The sequence below is a fragment of the Psychroserpens luteolus genome (assembly GCF_021032705.1).
In the GTDB taxonomy this organism is placed as follows: Bacteria; Bacteroidota; Bacteroidia; order Flavobacteriales; family Flavobacteriaceae; genus Psychroserpens; species Psychroserpens luteolus.
In genome coordinates this window covers 669,961-689,726 of sequence record NZ_JAHVXI010000001.1, presented here as the reverse complement: position 1 = coordinate 689,726, position 19,766 = coordinate 669,961, and the positions used below count along the sequence as shown (strand labels likewise).

Genomic DNA, 19,766 nt, shown 5'->3' with positions numbered 1-19,766 from the left:
ATTTTTTAAACATTTAACATGAAAAAAACATTTACACTAACACTATTGTGCTTTCTATCAATGTTTTCCGTTTTTGCTCAAGAGACTCTTGAACGAAATTGTGGAGCGATGGAAAACTTAGAATTAAGAAAACAATTAGATCCAGGCTTAGAAGCTCGAATGCAAAAAATTGAAACCTTTACTCAAAACAAGGTTCAAGAAATGCAAATGAATAGAGTTGATGGTAACATCATTACTATTCCAGTAGTGGTACATGTTTTATATCGCAATAGCACTGAAAATATTAGTGTTGCACAAATCCAATCACAACTAGATGTTCTAAATGAAGATTTTAGACGTACAAATCCAGATGCTGATAATACATGGTCTCAAGCTGCAGATTCTGAGATAGAATTCTGTTTAGTAACGGTAGATCCAAATGGAAATGCAACGACTGGTATTACAAGAAAGTCAACAACACGACAAGATTGGGGAACCAGTGACGATATGAAAAGATCATCTTCTGGAGGTGTTGATCCATGGGATACAAGTGAGTATTTAAATATGTGGATTGTACCAAGAATGACAAGTGGAGGAAGAACAATTTTAGGATACGCACAATTCCCTGGAGGTAATGCTGCAACTGATGGCGTTGTAATGGCTTACAATTACTTTGGAAGAGTAGGAAATGTTTCTGCACCTTTTGATGGTGGTCGTACAACGACTCACGAGGTTGGTCACTATTTTAATCTGCGTCACATTTGGGGAGATTCTAACTGTGGAAATGATTTTGTAGCAGATACACCAACACACCAAACTTCTAATGGCGGATGTCCTGTTGGACAAGTATCTTGTGGTTCTACAGATATGGTACAGAACTATATGGATTATACCGACGATTCTTGTATGAACTTATTCACTCAAGGTCAAAAAGATAGAATGCGTGCAGTTTTAGAAGCTGGAGGCGTGAGAAGAAGCTTAGCTTTATCTGATAAATGTGGTGGTGGAGCACCAACACCAACATGTACAGATGGTATCCAAAATGGTGATGAAACAGGAGTAGATTGTGGAGGTTCATCATGTGCACCTTGCCAAACAGCTTGCTCTGATAATGAAGTAAATTTATCAATTACTTTCGATAACTACCCAGAAGAAACTGCTTGGACATTAACAAACAGTGGCGGACAAACAGTAGCCTCTGGAGGAACATATGGTAGCCAGGCAGACGGTTCTACATATACAGAAGATTTATGTTTACCTGATGGATGTTATACATTTACAATCACAGATGTTTATGGAGATGGTATTTGCTGTTCTTACGGAAATGGTTCTTACAGCCTTACAGGTTCATCAGGAGTTCTTGCCTCTGGAGGATCGTTTACAAGCTCTCAAGCAACAGATTTCTGTTTAGGAGGAGCACCAGCACCAACATGTACAGATGGAATCCAAAATGGCGATGAAACAGGAATAGACTGTGGAGGTTCATCTTGTGCACCTTGTTCAACACCTGGAACTACAGTTTTAAGTGAAGGTTACTTCGAGACTGGATGGGACGGATGGTCTGATGGTGGAAGTGACTGCTTCAGATATTCTGGAACTAGGTCTTATGAAGGGAACTATTCAATTAGATTAAGAGATAATTCTGGAACGGCATCGGCAATGACATCTTCAGCTTTAGACTTGACATCTTATGATCAAGTTGAAGTAGAATTCTATTTCTATGCAAACAGTATGGAAACAGGAGAAGATTTCTGGTTGCGTTACTATAATGGATCGTCTTATAGTACAGTGGCATCTTATGCTAGTGGAACTAACTTTAATAACAATACGTTCTATACGGCGACAGTAACATTAAATGCTTCAGATGTTAATTTTGCATCCAATTCTAGATTTAGATTCCAGTGTGATGCATCAGCTAATGCAGATCAAGTTTATATTGATCAAGTAACTATTAGAGGTATCAATGGTGCAGGTAGAGTAGATACTATTAGAGCACTTGGAACGGATCACAGACCAGATAATTCATTTATGTCTGAGGAAGATTTCGTTATCCATCCTAACCCTGTAAAAGGAAACACATTATTTGTGAAGTTATCAGGAAATGTAAGTGCTTCTTATAGAATCATGAACATGTTAGGTCAAACAATGATGAAAGGAGATTCTGTGAAAGAGATTAACGTTTCTAGTCTGAAATCAGGAATGTATTTCATTGAAGTTAATGATGGTGAAGAAACAATGACTAAAAAATTCATTAAGCAATAAACACTAACCGTTTACTTAATGTCAAAAGTCCAGATTTTAAATCTGGACTTTTTTTTTTACGTATTTATTAAGTTTTGTAAGTAAAATCCGAAAATGACTTACGGAAAAACCACAAATATTAGGTTAAATGTAAAATTTTAAGGATTTGTCTATAGATGTTACAATAAAATATATTTAACTTCAAGTGAATTTGAATAAACTTTCAAAGCTATTAATTTATAATTTTAAATCCTTCGACAGATGAAACAGAGACTACTTTTGCTCATTTTTATAATGAGCGTATCCTTTGCAATGTCACAAAGTAAAACACTTTGGCAAAAACAAACAATTGACAATTCAAAACAAGTTAAGGCAAGTAAGCAAGACTTACCAAGGACACAGACATTTACATTAAATATAGATGCCTTAAAACAATCCTTAGCTAATGCGCCACAGCGAAATAGCCAATACGGCATATCTTCTGGAGTTGTATTATCATTTCCAAATGATGAAGGTAAGCTTGAACGGTTTAAAATAGCCGAAGCTTCGACAATGACTCCTGATCTACAAGCAAGATATCCTGAAATTAGATCTTATGTTGGACAAGGGATTGATGATCCATCTGCGATTATTAGATTTAGCGTGTCCCCTTTAGGGTTTCAAAGTATGCGCTTATCAGCAAATATGCCTGCGACATTTATTGAACCATATACCGAAGACTTAACACTATACACGGCTTACAAAAGAGCAGACAAATTAAATTATAACAATGATTTTGAGTGTGAGGTAACTGACCAAGTCAATCAAAAATTGGATAACGGAGATGTTGCATTGCGAAATGCCGATGATGGTATTTTAAGAACCTATAGATTAGCTGTTTCGACCACTGGTGAATATACGGCGTATCACGGCGGAACTAAGGCTTTAGCCTTAGCAGCAATTAATACGACCATGACACGTGTTAATGGTATTTTTGAGAATGATTTTAATGTGACTATGGTTCTCATTAGTAATACTGATGATGTGATTTATACAAATTCAGGGAGTGATCCTTATGGAAATACAACAGGAGGATATAATACACAACTTCAAAATACATTGACAAATGTAATTGGAGAAGCTAATTATGATATCGGGCACTTATTTGCAAACTTGCAAAATAATGGTAATGCAGGTTGTATAGGTTGTGTTTGTGTAAATGGACAAAAAGGAAGTGGATGGACATCTCTTACGATTCCTGAAGGAGATCCTTTTGATGTTGATTATGTCGCTCATGAAATGGGACATCAGTTTGGAGGAAACCATACTTGGACGCATGGAGGAAATGAAGGAACTAATGCCCAAATGGAACCAGGAAGCGGATCTACAATTATGGGTTATGCCGGAATTACTGGAGCAACAGATGTACAATCTAATAGTGATCCGTATTTTCATGCGAGATCAATAGAGCAAATCACAAATTATATAAAAACAACGAGCTGTCAAACCAACACAGCTACAGGGAATTCAGTGCCTTCAGTGAATGCGGGTGCTAATTATACGATTCCACGAGGAACAGCATTTGTATTGGATGGTTCGGCAACAGATGCAGATGCAGGAGATGTATTGACCTATTGTTGGGAGCAGTATGATGAAAACAATGCAGCAACAACCAACCCAAGTGTTAATGCAACATCTGGAGTGGCGTTTAGATCTTTCAATCCTACTACAGATACGAAACGATATTTCCCAAGATTATCGACTATTAAAACAGGTGCCACATCTTGGCAATGGGAAGCAGTTCCTAATGTAGCTCGTAACTTAAATTTTAGATTAACAGTAAGAGATAATAGAGCAGGTGGAGCAACCAACAATAGTGACGATATGGTTGTAACTGTTAATGGTACTGCAGGACCTTTTGTAGTGAACTCGCCAAATACTAATGTAACCTGGAATGCAGGGACTACTCAAACGGTAACTTGGAATGTTGCAGGGACTACTGGAAATGGTGTTAATGCAGCAAACGTTGATATTTTCTTATCTACTGATGGAGGTGACACTTACCCTATAACGCTTGCTTCTGGAGTTGCTAATGATGGGTCTCATGATATTGTTGTTCCAAATAATCAAGGAAATCAAAATAGAGTCATGGTAAAAGGAGCTAACAATATTTTCTTTGATATTTCTAATTCTAATTTTACTATCGCAGGCCAAGTTGTTTGTAATGCAAATGTACCAACAGGTCTTGCTGCATCTAATGTGGCAGCTACAACGGCAACATTAAGTTGGGATGCCGTTCCTGGAGCGACTTACGATCTAAGATACCGTCAAACAGGAACATCAACTTGGACAACAACTGCTATTACTGGAATCTCGTCAAATATTTCTGGATTAACCACATTAACTCAATATGAGGCGCAAGTAAGAAGTAAATGTTCTGGAGGCAGTAATTCAGCGTATAGCTCTTCTGTAAACTTTACGACAACAGATGTGCAATTGAACTATTGTAATTCTGCAAGTACAAATACAAATGATGAGTATATAAGTCGAGTACAATTAAATACAATTGATAATGCTTCTGGCCCACAATTTTATTCAGATTTCACTAGTATTTCAACAACTTTAACTAAAGGTTCTCAATATACTATTACTGTAACACCAACGTGGACTGGGACAGTCTATAATGAAGCGTATTCTGTTTGGATTGATTATAATAGAGATGGTGATTTTACAGATGCAGGAGAGCAAGTATTTACACAAGGAAACACGCAAGCTACTTCAGTAAGTGGAAGTTTTACAATTCCATCTGGAGCGGTTGAAAATTCAACGAGAATGCGTGTGTCAATGAAATATAATGCTTTACCTACATCATGTGAAACATTCACGTATGGAGAAGTAGAAGATTATACAGTTATAATCCAAGGTTCTGGACCAGACACTGAAGCTCCAGTAATTACTTTAAATGGTGCATCAACAATTAATTTAAACCCTGGAGATACATATAACGAATTAGGAGCAACAGCTACCGATAATGTTGATGGAGATATTTCAGGAAATATTATCATTGCTGGTGACACAGTAAACACTAATATACTTGGAACATATGTAGTGACCTATAATGTGAGCGATGCTGCTGGGAATGCTGCAACTGAAGTGACTCGAACAGTTGTAGTTGCTGATACAACAGCACCAGTTATTACACTTATTGGAGCTGCAACTATTAATCTAAATGTTGGAGACACATACAATGAACAAGGTGCAACAGCAACAGATAATTTTGATGGTGATCTTACATCAAATATTGTTATTACAGGTTCAGTTAATACATCCACAGCTGGAACGTATGTTGTGAATTATAATGTAAGTGATTCATCTGGCAATACAGCAAATCAAGTTACAAGAACTGTTAATGTAACGGCAGATACAACGCCACCTGTAATTACTTTAATAGGAGCATCAACTATAAATCTAACAGTTGGAGATACCTATAACGAGCAAGGCGCAACAGCAACAGATAATCAAGATGGGGACTTAACCTCTAGTATTGTTATTTCAGGAACTGTAGATACTGCAAATGCCGGATCTTATGCAGTGACCTATAGTGTAAGTGATTCTGCTGGAAACAATGCACAAGCAGTAAGAACAGTAAATGTATCAGATCCATCATCAGGGTGCTCAGGAGGAATTTCAACATTCCCTTATTCTGAAGGGTTTGAGAGTTCTTTTGGAGCTTGGACCCAAGCAACAGGTGATGATTTGAATTGGACAAGAGATGCTAATGGAACACCATCTAATGGAACAGGACCATCAAGCGCTACCGAAGGGTCATTCTATATTTTTGTAGAAGCTTCTGGGAATAACACTGGTTACCCTAATAAACAAGCCATATTAAATTCACCTTGTTTTAATTTGTCTGGATTAACTGAAGCAACATTTAGTTTCAAATACCACCAATTTGGCTCATCAGATATGGGAAGTATAGACTTAGAAATAAGTGATGATGATGGTGCTAGTTGGACTTCTATTTGGAATAGTACAGGTAATCAAGGTAACCAATGGTTAACGGCTAACGTTAGTTTAAATGCTTATGTTGGAGGAAGTGTTCAATTACGCTTTAACAGAGTTACTGGAGGTACTTGGCAAGCAGATATCGCCATTGATGATATTAGTTTAATTGATGGAGAAGTTGTGGTTAACGGCTGTTCTGGAGGAATTACTTCATATCCTTATACTGAAGGTTTTGAAAGCTCTTTAGGTGCTTGGACACAGTCTGGAGCAGATGATTTAAATTGGACTAGAGATGCTAATGGTACACCGTCAAGTGGTACTGGACCATCAAGTGCTATTGAGGGCTCATTCTATATTTATGTGGAGGCCTCAGGAAATAATACTGGATACCCAAATAAAAGAGCTATCGTTAATTCACCATGTTTTGATTTGAGTGGAGAAACTACAGCAACATTTAGTTTCAATTACCACCAATTTGGTTCTAGTAATATGGGAACAATTGACCTAGAAGCTAGTAATGATGATGGTGCAAGTTGGGTAAGTATCTGGAATAGTTCAGGTAACTTAGGAAACTCATGGCAATCAGCAAGTGTAGATTTATCTGCTTATACTGGTGGAAGTGTTCAATTACGTTTTAACAGATTAACTGGAAGTACATGGCAGGCAGATATTGCAATTGATAATATTAACCTATCAACAGGTACTGCAAAAGGAGTAACTGCTCGACCAGAACTAAGCGATGTTAAAGACATTACTTTATATCCAAACCCTGTTAAAGGAAACGTGTTAAATGTGAAGTCTGATTATTCAGATATTCAATACGAAATCTATAATACAGTTGGTCAGCTCGTAGGAAAAGGAATCGTTAAAAATGATATCATAGATATAAGTCATTTAGATGGTGCTATTTATCAAATACGATTTACTTCGGAAGGCGAAACGTTTACTAAACGATTTATAAAACAATAAAAATTAATTAACTAACTAATTTTTAAAGTCCAGATATTTTGTCTGGACTTTTTTTATTGCATCAGCTATAAATACCATCTTAAACATGAATGATCTCGTTATCATGTAATAAGTCATCACCTCTTAGCCTCAAGAAAATCTGAGCAACAGCAATGGTGTCTTTTTCACAATACGTGATGATTCTATCGATTTCTTTTTCTTTGTAGTAGACGTGATACACTTGACTACCATCAATATCATCTTTTGGTGATGGTATCCCTAGAACATTAGTTAATAGCTTTAATGAGGTATAAGTTTTATAGTCTCCAAATTTCCAAAGCTCTAAAGTGTCAAGATGAGGTACTTCCCAAGGTTTTTTTCCAAAGAGATTTAACTTATATGGCAATTCTATGTTGTGAATAATCATACGACGAGCGATATACGGGAAATCAAATTCTTTCCCATTGTGCGCACAAAGTAAGTGTTTGTTACTACTGAAATGTGTAATCAATAGGTTTTTAAAATCTTTCAGAATCTTTATTTCATCACCATAGAAAGACGTCACTCTAAACGTTCTGATATCTCCTTCCATTTTAAAATACCCAACAGATATACAGATGATTTTTCCAAATTCTGCCCATATACCAGCGCGTTCATAGAATTCCTCTGCAGTAAATTCATCACGTCTTTGGTATTGAGACTTATGTTCCCAAAGTTCTTGTTTGGTCTCGTCAAGATCAGAAAACTGTTCAGACTCTGGAACCGTTTCAATATCTAAAAATAGAATATTTTCTATATTTAATTTTGTTATCATGCCTATTTCGGTTTAAATGAAATGTTTAATTAATCTTTAATTTTTTGGTTTGTTGCAATTGATTGATTAATGAGGTCTATGGCCTTTTCAAGCAATTCATCACGACCTTGTCTAATGCCTTCAATGGTTGGTTTTACTTCAACATCTGGAACAATACCTATACGTTGCGTTTCAGTTCCATCAGGATAATATACACCAATTCCAGAAATCATTGTTCGTAATCCACCTGGAAGATCAATTCGAGAAACGTTACCATCTGCACCAGCTGTTGTGCTTCCAATTATGGTCGTTTTTTCACCAGCTCTAAATGCCATTGCAGTATATTCTGCTTGACTTTGAGAGATTTCATTAACAATAATAATGACCTTTTGTCCTTTGTAAGACCAATTTCTTTTTATACCAACTTTGGCACCATCTCTAAAAGTGAATTCACCAGGATTATCAATACTTCCAGATGTAAATTTAACAAAATTTGTGCGATTAGAGTTGAGATAGTTTCCAAGCGTAAATGGAACAAAGGTAGAAGGGTAGTTTCGTATATCCACAATAATACCTTTAGTGTCTTTAAAAGCTTCTTTGAGTGCATCAACATCTTGCTCTTTGATGTTTTGCAACGTTACATAACCAATATTATCATTCAGCTTTTTAAAGCTAGATTCTGTTCGTTCCTTATACCAACTATAGTGACCTTTTATATTATTTTTATAATAAAGATCTAAGGTTTTGTCAAAATGATTTCCTTGACGTTTAACTTTGAGGTTTATCGTATTATCTACAGAGCGTAAAATGTCAAAACTAATATCACGTAATCGTGTAGGTTGATTAGATGCTGGATAGTAAGGATTCATTTCTGAAACCATTTCGGCAACAGGTTTTCCATTGATATATGTAATTACATCGCCTAATTTTAGACCACAAGATTCACTTTTTTCATCATCAAATAAATCATCAACTACTAATTTGTTTTCAATAAACTTGACGTGAACAGGCGCATAATAATCACCTCGTTCCTCTTGAATTTTATTATTTCCACCCCAAAGATTAGCATGTGTATCTTTGATATCACCAATCATTTGAATGGCTGCTAACTCATATTCAAGTTCATTTTTTGCATTGATAAACTTAGGAATATACTCTTCCAAACACGTGTCCCAATCTTTGTCCATTAAATGTCTGTAAGGGAAGAAATAATTAATCATGTTCCAGTATTTGTACACAGAAAGCAATCTGAAACCAGCATCAGGATACTTCATTCCAGAGTATGATTTTTCATTTTTAAACTTAGGATTTCCTACACTAGGTTGCATACCAATATAGAAATGAGTTCCCTGATGTCTATTTTTTTGGATGTACAACAGTTTTTCACTTAATGTACTTGAGATCTCATCACTTTTTATCCAGTCTATATTTGGTTTTAAAAAGGCATCTTTATTCGTCTTTTTACAATTTTTGCATGGTGCTACCTCTCCCAAGTTTTCTATCCAAGAAACAAGAATATTATCTCGCTCTTTATGAGTTGTTGCTTTTTGGTATTTAGGAAGTATTCTAAACAATTCATAATCCCAGTTGTAGTTCCCTTTACCAATTTCAGGATGATGATATTTTAAAAAGCCCCATACACGCCCTAACAACTCTAAATTTTTAATTTGTGTATTACTTAAAGCATTAAATGTAATATTAGAGCCTTTGTCAAACTCTTTATCCATTTGTGCTTTGGACAGTGCTTTTTTAGGTGCTTGATCCAGCGGTTTTCCATCTACTGTAACTTCGAGATGATCAACCCATATTTTTCCAGTACCTACAAGTAAACCTCCCACAAGGACCTCTTCAGCACTATCTTCTAATTTGAGTTCTATTTCATATTTTTCCCATTCGTTTGTCCCTTGAAGTCTCTTAGATCGCATATTGTCAAACCCTACATTTGGATCAATACGCATCCATAATCCTGCCCATCCACCTTCGACGTTTTCAGTTTTAAGATAGCCGGTAAGTTTTATCTTTTTTCCTCCAAAATTGGCTGGTATTTTATAAGATAACGCTCTAAAACCTTTTTGACCTGAGATGCTTTCTATAGTTCCTGAAACCGTTCCGTTTTGAACAATAGAGGTGTCAAAACCTATCTTATAACTACCATCACCAAATGACGTCCAGTCTTTGGATGTTTCATTGTCAAGAGTTTCAAAATCTAAGTTAAGGTTGTTCTGAGCAATACTAATAAAAGCAATACTCACAAAAGATAGTGTAAGTAATATGTTTTTCATGATTGATTAGTTTTAAATCAAAAAAAGAAAGAATTACGTAGAAGCTCGTCTAACGATTTGTTAAATAACAAAACATTAAGACTTTGCATTCAGCATTTTGTAGCCTTCTTCGATGTACAGACCAATGTCGTCAGTAAATGTTTTTGTACCAATATCTGGTGATTTTTGATGCCCTAATCGTATAATAATAACATTGTCATTTGGCTCTACAAAAACATATTGTCCTAAATGACCGCGCATCATAAAAAAGTGTTTGTCACCCATTTGACGAAGCCACCAACCATAACCATATTCTGGGCTTTCAGGGAAACGAGGTCTAACAGATTTTGCAACAAATGCAGAATCCAAAATTTGTTTACCATTCCATTTACCATGGTCTTTGTAAAGTTTACCAAAACGCGCAAAATCTTTTGCATTACTAGCAATGCAGCAATAGGCTTTTACCAAATCATGATCTTCACTATCAACTTGCCAAAGCGTGGCATTTTCAGATCCTAGAGGCTTCCAGAAGCTTTCTTCGAAATAATCATACAGTTTTTTACCTGTTGCTTTTTCAATAACCATGGCTAGCATTTGGGTGTCACCACTAGCATATTTAAACCCTTGTCCTGGCTCATCAACGACTTTTAAGCCGTTCATCACTTTCGCGAGATCGTCATCAAAATATGCGCGTGTTGTAATGGATAGAGGCGAATAATAGGCTTCATCCCAATTGGTTCCAGATGCCATTGATGATAAGTCTCCAACAGTCATTTTCGCTGCTTTTCCGTCGCAGAACGCTGGGAGAAAATCACATACTGGCTGATCTAAACTCTTAATATAACCATCCATAATTGCCTTTCCCATTAATCCAGAAACATAACTTTTTGCCATAGAAAATGAATTAGACTTAGAGTCTTCATTAAAGCCATCATAATACTTTTCAAACCAAATGCTGTCATTTTTAATAATGAGGTAAGCAATTGTGCCCCATTCTTGGTTCACTTTTTCAAGCTTTGGAGTTGTAGTTACCGAATTATAGTCTTTGTGATTTACCCAAGGTTGAGGAGCATCTGAGGCTTCTATCGCTTGATTGTCAAATTCTTTATAATCTTCTAAAAAAGCTGTAGTATGACCTTTCATATAAATGGTTCTTACTGCTTTTATAAGGTAATCGGTATCTGTGATATATAACACAAGAATGATTAAGCCGAAAAGCAATACTAAGACTTTAAGGAATTTTTTAATAAATTTCATAGGAAGTAAGTTATGTGTTAGCTTGACGTTGTTTTAGTTTCTCTTTATAAAAACGCTTATCTGCGATATATAGTGTTTTATTAAAAGTAGCAATTATATTTTGTTTGACATCTACAAGACTCATAGTCTTAACGATATCTATTTCATTTTTATTTAGTATCTGTTGTTTAATGGTTTCGATTTCCTGTTCAGAAAATATAAACTCTCCATAAATCTTATGTTTTGCAGGTTTTTTATAACGTGCTTCAACCGATTTATCCCAAACGACATAGTCTTCACCTAAGATTTGCATCAACTGAATCATATAAATGGGATCTGTGGCAGATAACATACTTCCGCCAAAGATTGTACCTACAAAATTTCGATTTTTCCAATTAGGTTTCATCATAATGACAACTTTATATAGGTCATCACTAACCTCAATGACTTTCGCTGTGGTTCGCCTATACATAGGAGACCAATTAAAACCATATTTATAAATGGTAGCAGGTTTAAAAAAACGCTCTAAAAATCGTGTAGCAACTTTGTACATTAAAATAGGGATTGCTGTTTGTACGGACTTTCATGTTCTAGCAACCATTTTTTTCTATGCAATCCACCAGCATAACCAGTGAGACTTCCGTCACTTCCAATCACGCGATGACATGGTACAATAATCCACAAAGGGTTTTTACCATTAGCATTGGCAACAGCTCTTATGGCTTTTACATCTCCAAGGCGTTTTGATAATTGTAAATATGAGATGGTTTTTCCGTATGGAATTTCTTCAAGAAGCGTCCATATTAATTTCTGAAATTCGGTGCCTTGCGGATTTAATTTTAAATCGAATTTAGTTCGTGTGCCTTCAAAATAATCTCTAAGTTGAATAACGCAATCTTCTAAGGCTGTTGGAATAATATCTGTTTCTTTTTCTTCAGAATTTAAAATACTGACTTGGGCAATACCATCTTCATTACCAATAATTTTGGTATATCCTAAAGGGGAGTTGATGATACAGGTTTCCATATTATTCCTCTTTATCTTCAGAATTAGTGTCGTCTAAAATCCCTAGTTTTTTTGCCCTTGCTTCCCAACTTTTTCTTGCCATGTGTTGAAGATCGGATACATTATCACTTTCATCCATGATTTCCATACCTAGTAAGGTCTCTATCACATCTTCCATCGTAACTAAACCACTAACCGAACCGTATTCGTCGACAACTAAAGCCATATGGTTTCGACTTTCAACGAGCTGTTCAAATAATTTAGGAATAGGTAGATTGCGTTCAACAACAATGATATGTCGCTTAAGTTCAGATAATTTTTTAGAACCGTTATTAAGCGCCATTTCTTTGAATACTTCGTCTTTTAAAACCAAGCCTTTAATATTATCTGGATTGTCTAAATAAATTGGGATTCTTGAAAATCGCAGGTTCATATTTTTGTTGAAAAAATCTTCAACAGTTGTTGTTTCATCTTCGGCTTTCATTACAGTTCGAGGTGTCATGACATCTTTAGCAAAGACTTCTTTAAACGTTAAAAGGTTCTTGATGATCTTGCTTTCGCTTTCTTGAAACACACCTTCTTCTTGTGCCATATCTGCCATAACATGAAAGTCTTCACGGCTTAAAACACTTCCATGATGCCCTTTACCACCAATAAGTTTTGTGGTCAATTGCAAGATCCATAAAATCCCAGTGTATTTTAATGGGATAATCAAAAGCTTTAAAGCTTTGGTGGTGAAGTTTGCTAACTGCTTCCAATAGGTAGCTCCTATGGTTTTTGGAATAATTTCTGAAGCAACTAAAATTAAAACAGTCATAATGGATGAGACAACACCAACCATTAATTCTTCGGTAAATTCAATGCCAAAAATACGGCTAGTTTGAGAACCGTATAATTCGACATAAGCAACCTTGGCTTGCACACCAACTAAAATAGCACCAACCGTGTGCGCTATAGTGTTTAATGTTAGTATGGCAATTAAAGGGCGGTCAACATCTTTCTTTAAGGCTTCTAAAGCGTTTGCATAGGCTTTGCCTTCCTTCTTCTTAACGTTGATGAATGTTGGTGTTACACTTAGCAATACAGCTTCTAGAATAGAACATAAAAAAGAAAAGAAAATAGAAACAAATGCAAATAATAAAAGTAAAGCCATTAAATAAGTTTATTTAATGGCTAATTTATAGAATATTATAGAATATTCTTTTGATTGATTGGTTTTAATTGCCTTTTGCTCGTTTAGCATCTCTTTCAGTACGTTCTAAATCGCGCTTTGCACGCTCTAAATCTCTTTGTGCTCTCTCTAGGTCACGCTTGGCTCTCTCTGCTTTTTTAAGCTCTTCTTTTTTACGATCTGTACCAGAGATGAAATATTTTAATTCTCTTCCAAGCTCGGTGATTTTTTGTGTAAAACCTTGAGATGCTACTTCACTATCTAATGACATTCTTAAATGGCCTTTAGTTAACTTACATTCAAAAACCTCGTCTCCATTTTTACTATCGGTCCATAGATAGGTATTACCTTCAACTTTTAAATTGTTATTACCTAAATTTTTGATGATCATAGATTTTACGCGTTCATTTTTAGACTTGTGAAAACTTGCCCTGAACTTATAATACTCATCTGTTGTTTTTATAGATATTGAACTATTAGAAGTTTCGTCATCATCATTATCTATTGAAATAGAGTATGATGTTCCAGAAGTTGTGTTGGTTTGTGGAGGTGTTGGAGGTTCTGGAGTTGTTTGTGCATTTAATGTGTGTATTGAGAGAAAAGCACAAATAATTGCTAAACTTAATCCTTTTTTTACATCAATAATTCTGATGCTGTTTTGTCTGTCTTTTGATTTTGAAAAATTCATAACTGTTCGTTTTTAATGATTGTTTGATACAAATGTACAGGACAGTAAGGGTCTAAAAAAGAAAATGCTAGGCGTTAACCTAGCATTAACCAACACGTTGTGTTGTATTAACTTACTTTAAATTCTAGGCCAACATTTCTAATACTTTCGATAGAAATTGAAGGGTCTTGTTTAAAATATTTTCGAAGTCTGCTTATAAAAACATCCATACTTCGTCCTGAGAAGAAATCATGACTGTCCCAAACCGCTTTAAGAATGTCTTCGCGTTTTAAAAGTTGATTTTTATGATCGAAAAGAAAGATAATTAACTCAGCTTCTTTTAACGTGAGTTGTTTATTATAGTCATTACACGAGAGCTCTAAACGCTTAGTGTCAAATGTATAGTTGCCAATCTTGATGGTATCTTGTTGTGGTAATTGATTTACAACTTTTTCGGTACGTTTTAGGATATTATTGAGTCTCAACACCAATTCGTCGGCTTCAAAAGGTTTAACGATATAATCATCGGCGCCCAATTTTAAGCCTTTTATTTTATCTTCTTTAAGTTTACGAGCTGTTAAGAAAATGAAAGGTGTTTCTGGATTGATATTAATGACATTCTCAGCTAATGTGAACCCGTCCATTTTTGGCATCATAACATCGAAAACGCAAATATTATAATGCTCTTTTTTAAATTGTTCCAGCGCTTCTTTTCCGTCTTTTGCCCAAGTAATCTGGTAACCCGAAATTTCTAGATATTGCTTTAAAATATGTCCGAAGTCTAAATCATCTTCTGCTAAAAGAATATGTTTCATGCTTTAAATTAATTAAATGGAATAGTTAAGATAAACGTTGACCCTTTCCCTTCTTTACTTTCAACCGTAATATTTCCGTGGTGCGCTTTTATAATTTGATTTGTATAATACAAGCCTAAGCCCAAGCCCTTGACATCGTGAATTTCTTTATTTCCAGCTCTAAAGAACTTATCAAAGACTTGTTTTTTATCTTTTTCTGAAATACCAACACCATTATCTTTTATTGAAATCTTCAACTCGTTATTACGTTTAACTTTACAATCAATGATAATGTTGTCACTTGCATACTTTACAGCGTTTTCAAGAATATTCAGTAAAGCTGTAGTGATATAGAATTTATCGAGTTGAATTGTTTGTTTTGATCCTAGAAATTGTCTGTTCACAGTGACATGCTCTGTTTTGACTGCTAGTAAGAAATCATCTAAAATGGTATTGATATAATTTTCAATATGCACCTCTTCTTTGTGTAGTTGTATTTCATTATAGCCTAAACTATTGGTTAAAACTTGGTCAATGAGTTTTTGAAGTCGCTTATTTTGGCGTTCAATGGTATTTACTGTATTGTCAACAAGTTGAGGTTGTTGCTGTACCTCATTGCTTTTTAGCATTTTTGTTGCCAATGTCAAGGTGGCTAATGGTGTTTTAAGCTCGTGCGTAATATTATTGACAAAATCGGTTTTAATATCTGCGATCTTTTTCTGAGTGATTAAACTTTTTATAGAATAATATAATAATCCAATCACAACAGAGAAGATTAAAAGCGAGAGTAGAAGTAATCCAGACATTTGTTTAAAGACAATCTTTTCCCAGCCGTCTATATCCATTTTATCTTGAGTTTGGAACAATAAGTAAAATACAATTTCTTTGTTTTCACCATTAATTATTCTACTTGAAGTATGGTCTGTTTGCCATAATGTTGTGCTTACGCCAATTTCTTTATCTTCGGAAATAGGATCGCCTAAAACAATACGCTTAGGTGTTTTTTCAAAATCGAAAATAGTGTCATTCTTAATAGAATCTTGTAAAACAATAGCTTTTACCCTTTTATGAAACTTAATACCATAAGGGATATTATTTTTAACTAATTCTTTTTGATACTCGCTGCGATAGGTATCGTTAATAGAATCAATTACAAATTGTAACCCATCTAAAATATCAGCTCTGGTAGCTGTATTGGCTTTATAATCTGCTATGGTATTTAGAAAGTTATCTTGCCAAATATCTGATAACGAATCTAAGGCAGGAGAAAAGTCATCAATTTGTGAAATGGACCGTCTTGTTTCTGTAATAAAAGCCTCCTTTTTTAGCTTGTAGGTGTTATTAATCAAGTAGCCTTGAATAATAGATAAAGCTATTAGTCCCAGAACTGAAACAATAATTAAGAGGTTTATTTTTTTCTTCATGCGGTTCATAGTGCCTTAAAATTAAGAATCGTCTTTGATAAATGAGAGCATATTGTCTAAAAAGACACTATGCTCGTCATAAAGGTTGATTGTTTGATTGATGAATTCATAAGGTTTTATTTAATAGACCTGTAACGCCTTTTAGAATTCCAATTGTGTGATTTAGTTCCTTGGTTTGTTTCTGTGATTAGATCATTGTTTAAAGTTCTCATGATATATTGATTTTAATGATTGATGATGATACAAATCTAGAGCGAAGATTTAGAAAAACCCTAAAAAAACTATAGGTTAACCTAGCATTAACCTAGGTATACATAAAACAGTAGGTATTATAAGTGTTTGATGGTATTGTATGTTTTCTGTTAACATTCAAGGTTTCACTAAAACCAATGGATTATTTTTGTAACTTTATAATAATTATCAATATACCTTGTTACAGGTATTGATTTTTTCCTCCCTAATATAGAATTTAGTAGCTAGTTACTCCTGAAAGAGTAACCACATGTCTAGTACTTAAGATTTAATAGAAACCAATCAATAATCAACATATAATTATGGAAACCTTTGAAACATTCAACAACAATCAGAAGATAACGATAAATATCACTGATGTGGAATCCATTGCGAAACAAGTTGGACCTACAGTCTTTGCACTTAAAAAAAAGAGTGACCCTATGGATTTTGAAATTCTGGATAATGTCTCTAATTCTGCATCTTTCTCAAAAGAGAAGGCTCTACAGCGTGCAATTTTAGCTGCTAAATTTGTTTTTATTGTAGATGTAAATCAAGAGCCAAACAAACAGAAAGCTAAAGAACGAACACTTATTCGATATAGCGTTTATGACCAGGATAATCGTAAAACCTATTATTCTACTCTTGTAGATTTTGAAGATGAGTTTAAAGATATTTCTGCTGAACAGTTTTCAGTGGAAAAGACTATTGAAATTGTTTTAAATGAGGACCTGAAGAATAACCATAGAGAATTTGTTAAATCATTAAATCAGTAATTATGAAAAGAGTTCTTATCTTTTTGTTTAGTTTAAGTGCATTAATTGTAAATGCGCAAGAAGAAAACGAAGCATCAATTAACGATTTCAATTTCGAGAGTACTGCTAACCCTGCATTTACAATTATCGAAGAGTCGCCAACAGCAATTAATACACCTGATAACATCAAGAGCTTAGCTCTGTATGTGTCTAATGGATTTTCTAATGGAAACATTGCTTTAGAGACCAATCCTTACTGGCTTATTCCCAATACAAAGGATAAATCTTACGAAGACTATCGTGGATTAAAAAAAAATAGAAAAGGGGAATACGTTATTGATCCGTTTAAGGCACTACAGACCAACACGTCTTTTTCAATAGCCTATACCAACAAAGAGTTTCAAGGGTTTGAAGAAGAAAAAAAGGTTGCAGCAATAGGTTTGAGAACGACCTTATTTCAATTATTTAGTAGAAAACAAACGGATAAAATAGTTAATATTTTAAGTGATATTGGTCAGCCTTATTCTAATGATGCACTTAATAAATATAATGGAACCTTAGTTTTTTCTAATGTTATTGTAACTAGGGAAATAGCAGATGAGTACGTCAAGAATAAAACGATACCGCAAAATTATGTTGATATTGCTAATACCGTTTTAAATCAAAATCCAGACTATAAGTCAACCTATGTAGATGGGAAAAGTTTAGCGACTGCTTACTTTGATGAAATCACTGAGAGAATTGTGAAGTTCTATTATAATCCTAAAAACATTAAACCGGTTTTACGATTGGATGGTGCTGTAGCATACAGTTTACTTTTTAAAGAAAACACATTTGATAGTAATACAGCAAAGCGTTTAGGAGGATGGGTTACACTAGATTTGGCACTTCCGTTTAATGATAAAAACTACTTCCATTTATATGCTATTAGCCGATATATTGATAATGGCTTTAACATCGATGCCGAGCAGAATTATTTTGATACAAGTTTTTGGGATATTGGAGGAAAACTTGAATTGGAGTTAGGAAAGTTCAATTTATCCTATGAATATTTACAACGTGATGGTGATGATGAACAATACAGATCTGTGGGTAATATTACGTATCAAATCAATAAAAAAATGAGCTTAACAGGAGGTTTTGGTAAAGATTTTCCTGTTGGTGAGGACAATCTAATTACAGTTCTTGGTATAAATTGGGCATTAACTTCCAACGAGTCTTTGCCCTCTAAATAGTGTAAAGTAAAAAGGATTGGTTTGGCGTGTGAATTAATCCTTTTATTTTTAATACAATAGCTTCACGACATCCTTCGCAAAGTAGCTTGCAATTACATCTGCTCCAGCGCGTTTAATGGCTGTAATTTGTTCAAGCATCACGGCATCATGATCTAACCATCCTTTTTCGGCAGCAGCTTTAAGCATGGCATATTCGCCTGAAACCTGATACACTGCTACTGGAACATCAACTTCATTTTTAATGTCACGAACAATATCTAAGTAACACAAACCTGGTTTTACCATCACAATATCTGCACCTTCATCAATATCCATTTCGGTTTCTCGAAGCGCTTCAAAACGATTTGCAAAATCCATTTGATAGGTTTTTTTGTCTTTCGGAATATCTTTAACATCAGCAGGAGCCGAATCTAATGCATCACGAAACGGACCATAAAAAGCAGAGGCATATTTTGCCGAGTAGCTCATAATACCAGTATCTGTAAATCCGTCGTCTTCCAAAGCTTCTCTAATGGTCAAAATGCGACCATCCATCATATCGCTTGGCGCTACAAAATCTGCTCCAGCCTGAGCATGAGATAAGCTCATTTCCGCTAAAACATCAACCGTATCATCGTTGACGATCTTCCCATTTTCAATAATACCATCATGACCATATGATGAATAAGGATCTAAGGCCACATCTGTCATCACCAACATTCCTGGGCACACATTTTTAATGGTTTTGATGGCGCGTTGCATGAGTCCGTTTGGATTTAAAGCTTCGGTGCCTTTGTTATCTTTTAGGTGGTCTGGAACTTTAACAAATAAGAGCACAGATTTTAACCCTAGTTTCCAGAGTTCTTTTACTTCTTGTTCTAATAGATCTAAGCTATAACGATAGTAATTTGGCATAGAAGCGATTTCTTGCTTGATTCCTTTACCTTCAACTATAAAAAGTGGAACTAAAAAATCGTTTGGAGAAATAATTGTTTCACGAACTAAGCTTCTAATAGCGTCGTTGGTTCTTAATCTTCGGTTTCGTCTTAATGGATACATA

The 19,766-nt window shown here is 34.8% G+C and carries 14 protein-coding genes; 4 read left to right on the top strand and 10 right to left on the bottom strand.

Going from position 1 to position 19,766, the window contains the following annotated elements:
• Positions 1-18 precede the first annotated feature (18 nt).
• Together KWG70_RS03025 and KWG70_RS03020 are read left to right on the top strand one after the other, a co-directional pair.
• The gene (locus tag KWG70_RS03025; RefSeq protein WP_230934518.1) at positions 19-2,241 is read left to right on the top strand and encodes a M43 family zinc metalloprotease; all 2,223 of its coding nucleotides are present in this window, start codon (positions 19-21) and stop codon (positions 2,239-2,241) included.
• Between the two features lie 240 nt (positions 2,242-2,481).
• Positions 2,482-7,176 (top strand): immunoglobulin-like domain-containing protein, encoded by a 4,695-nt coding sequence (locus KWG70_RS03020; protein WP_230934517.1) that lies wholly within the window; start codon positions 2,482-2,484, stop codon positions 7,174-7,176.
• A gap of 79 nt (positions 7,177-7,255) precedes the next feature.
• Here the strand turns inward: KWG70_RS03020 and KWG70_RS03015 are convergent, their stop codons facing one another.
• The 9 genes from KWG70_RS03015 to KWG70_RS02975 form a co-directional block, all read right to left on the bottom strand.
• Positions 7,256-7,969 carry a 3'-5' exonuclease gene (locus KWG70_RS03015; RefSeq protein ID WP_230934516.1) on the bottom strand — a complete coding sequence of 238 codons (714 nt, stop codon included), beginning with the start codon at positions 7,967-7,969 and terminating at the stop codon, positions 7,256-7,258.
• 29 nt (positions 7,970-7,998) lie between these two features.
• Positions 7,999-10,230, bottom strand: a complete 2,232-nt coding sequence (locus tag KWG70_RS03010; RefSeq protein WP_230934515.1) for a S41 family peptidase — start codon at positions 10,228-10,230, stop codon at positions 7,999-8,001.
• 75 nt (positions 10,231-10,305) lie between these two features.
• The gene (locus KWG70_RS03005; RefSeq protein WP_230934514.1) at positions 10,306-11,466 is read right to left on the bottom strand and encodes a serine hydrolase domain-containing protein; all 1,161 of its coding nucleotides are present in this window, start codon (positions 11,464-11,466) and stop codon (positions 10,306-10,308) included.
• A 10-nt stretch (positions 11,467-11,476) separates the two neighbouring features.
• Complete coding sequence (locus KWG70_RS03000; protein ID WP_230934513.1) at positions 11,477-11,998, bottom strand: PaaI family thioesterase; 522 nt, start codon at positions 11,996-11,998, stop codon at positions 11,477-11,479.
• The gene (locus KWG70_RS02995; protein ID WP_230934512.1) at positions 11,998-12,471 is read right to left on the bottom strand and encodes a methylated-DNA--[protein]-cysteine S-methyltransferase; all 474 of its coding nucleotides are present in this window, start codon (positions 12,469-12,471) and stop codon (positions 11,998-12,000) included. The genes KWG70_RS03000 and KWG70_RS02995 overlap by 1 nt, the downstream gene beginning before the upstream one ends.
• A gap of 1 nt (position 12,472) precedes the next feature.
• The gene (locus tag KWG70_RS02990) at positions 12,473-13,603 is read right to left on the bottom strand and encodes a CNNM domain-containing protein (RefSeq protein WP_230934511.1); all 1,131 of its coding nucleotides are present in this window, start codon (positions 13,601-13,603) and stop codon (positions 12,473-12,475) included.
• 64 nt (positions 13,604-13,667) lie between these two features.
• Positions 13,668-14,309 carry a hypothetical protein gene (locus KWG70_RS02985; RefSeq protein WP_230934510.1) on the bottom strand — a complete coding sequence of 214 codons (642 nt, stop codon included), beginning with the start codon at positions 14,307-14,309 and terminating at the stop codon, positions 13,668-13,670.
• A gap of 107 nt (positions 14,310-14,416) precedes the next feature.
• Positions 14,417-15,103 carry a response regulator transcription factor gene (locus KWG70_RS02980; RefSeq protein ID WP_230934509.1) on the bottom strand — a complete coding sequence of 229 codons (687 nt, stop codon included), beginning with the start codon at positions 15,101-15,103 and terminating at the stop codon, positions 14,417-14,419.
• Between the two features lie 8 nt (positions 15,104-15,111).
• Entirely contained in the window at positions 15,112-16,506 is a 1,395-nt protein-coding gene (locus tag KWG70_RS02975) for a sensor histidine kinase (RefSeq protein ID WP_230934508.1), read from the bottom strand.
• 554 nt (positions 16,507-17,060) lie between these two features.
• Here KWG70_RS02975 and KWG70_RS02970 point away from each other — a divergent pair.
• Together KWG70_RS02970 and KWG70_RS02965 are read left to right on the top strand one after the other, a co-directional pair.
• The gene (locus tag KWG70_RS02970; protein WP_230934507.1) at positions 17,061-17,513 is read left to right on the top strand and encodes a hypothetical protein; all 453 of its coding nucleotides are present in this window, start codon (positions 17,061-17,063) and stop codon (positions 17,511-17,513) included.
• Between the two features lie 2 nt (positions 17,514-17,515).
• On the top strand, positions 17,516-18,727 hold the full coding sequence (locus KWG70_RS02965) for a hypothetical protein (RefSeq protein WP_230934506.1): 1,212 nt from the start codon (positions 17,516-17,518) through the stop codon (positions 18,725-18,727).
• A 48-nt stretch (positions 18,728-18,775) separates the two neighbouring features.
• Here KWG70_RS02965 and hemB read toward each other — a convergent pair whose 3' ends face one another.
• Positions 18,776-19,765, bottom strand: a complete 990-nt coding sequence (hemB, locus tag KWG70_RS02960) for a porphobilinogen synthase (RefSeq protein WP_230934505.1) — start codon at positions 19,763-19,765, stop codon at positions 18,776-18,778.
• Position 19,766: the final 1 nt, after the last annotated feature.

Coding starts and splice junctions, on each gene's coding strand:
- KWG70_RS03025 (WP_230934518.1), top strand. CDS start 19: ATGAAAAAAACATTTACACTAACACTATTGTGCTTTCTATCAATGTTT.
- KWG70_RS03020 (WP_230934517.1), top strand. CDS start 2,482: ATGAAACAGAGACTACTTTTGCTCATTTTTATAATGAGCGTATCCTTT.
- KWG70_RS03015 (WP_230934516.1), bottom strand. CDS start 7,969: ATGATAACAAAATTAAATATAGAAAATATTCTATTTTTAGATATTGAA.
- KWG70_RS03010 (WP_230934515.1), bottom strand. CDS start 10,230: ATGAAAAACATATTACTTACACTATCTTTTGTGAGTATTGCTTTTATT.
- KWG70_RS03005 (WP_230934514.1), bottom strand. CDS start 11,466: ATGAAATTTATTAAAAAATTCCTTAAAGTCTTAGTATTGCTTTTCGGC.
- KWG70_RS03000 (WP_230934513.1), bottom strand. CDS start 11,998: ATGTACAAAGTTGCTACACGATTTTTAGAGCGTTTTTTTAAACCTGCT.
- KWG70_RS02995 (WP_230934512.1), bottom strand. CDS start 12,471: ATGGAAACCTGTATCATCAACTCCCCTTTAGGATATACCAAAATTATT.
- KWG70_RS02990 (WP_230934511.1), bottom strand. CDS start 13,603: ATGGCTTTACTTTTATTATTTGCATTTGTTTCTATTTTCTTTTCTTTT.
- KWG70_RS02985 (WP_230934510.1), bottom strand. CDS start 14,309: ATGAATTTTTCAAAATCAAAAGACAGACAAAACAGCATCAGAATTATT.
- KWG70_RS02980 (WP_230934509.1), bottom strand. CDS start 15,103: ATGAAACATATTCTTTTAGCAGAAGATGATTTAGACTTCGGACATATT.
- KWG70_RS02975 (WP_230934508.1), bottom strand. CDS start 16,506: ATGAAGAAAAAAATAAACCTCTTAATTATTGTTTCAGTTCTGGGACTA.
- KWG70_RS02970 (WP_230934507.1), top strand. CDS start 17,061: ATGGAAACCTTTGAAACATTCAACAACAATCAGAAGATAACGATAAAT.
- KWG70_RS02965 (WP_230934506.1), top strand. CDS start 17,516: ATGAAAAGAGTTCTTATCTTTTTGTTTAGTTTAAGTGCATTAATTGTA.
- hemB (WP_230934505.1), bottom strand. CDS start 19,765: ATGTATCCATTAAGACGAAACCGAAGATTAAGAACCAACGACGCTATT.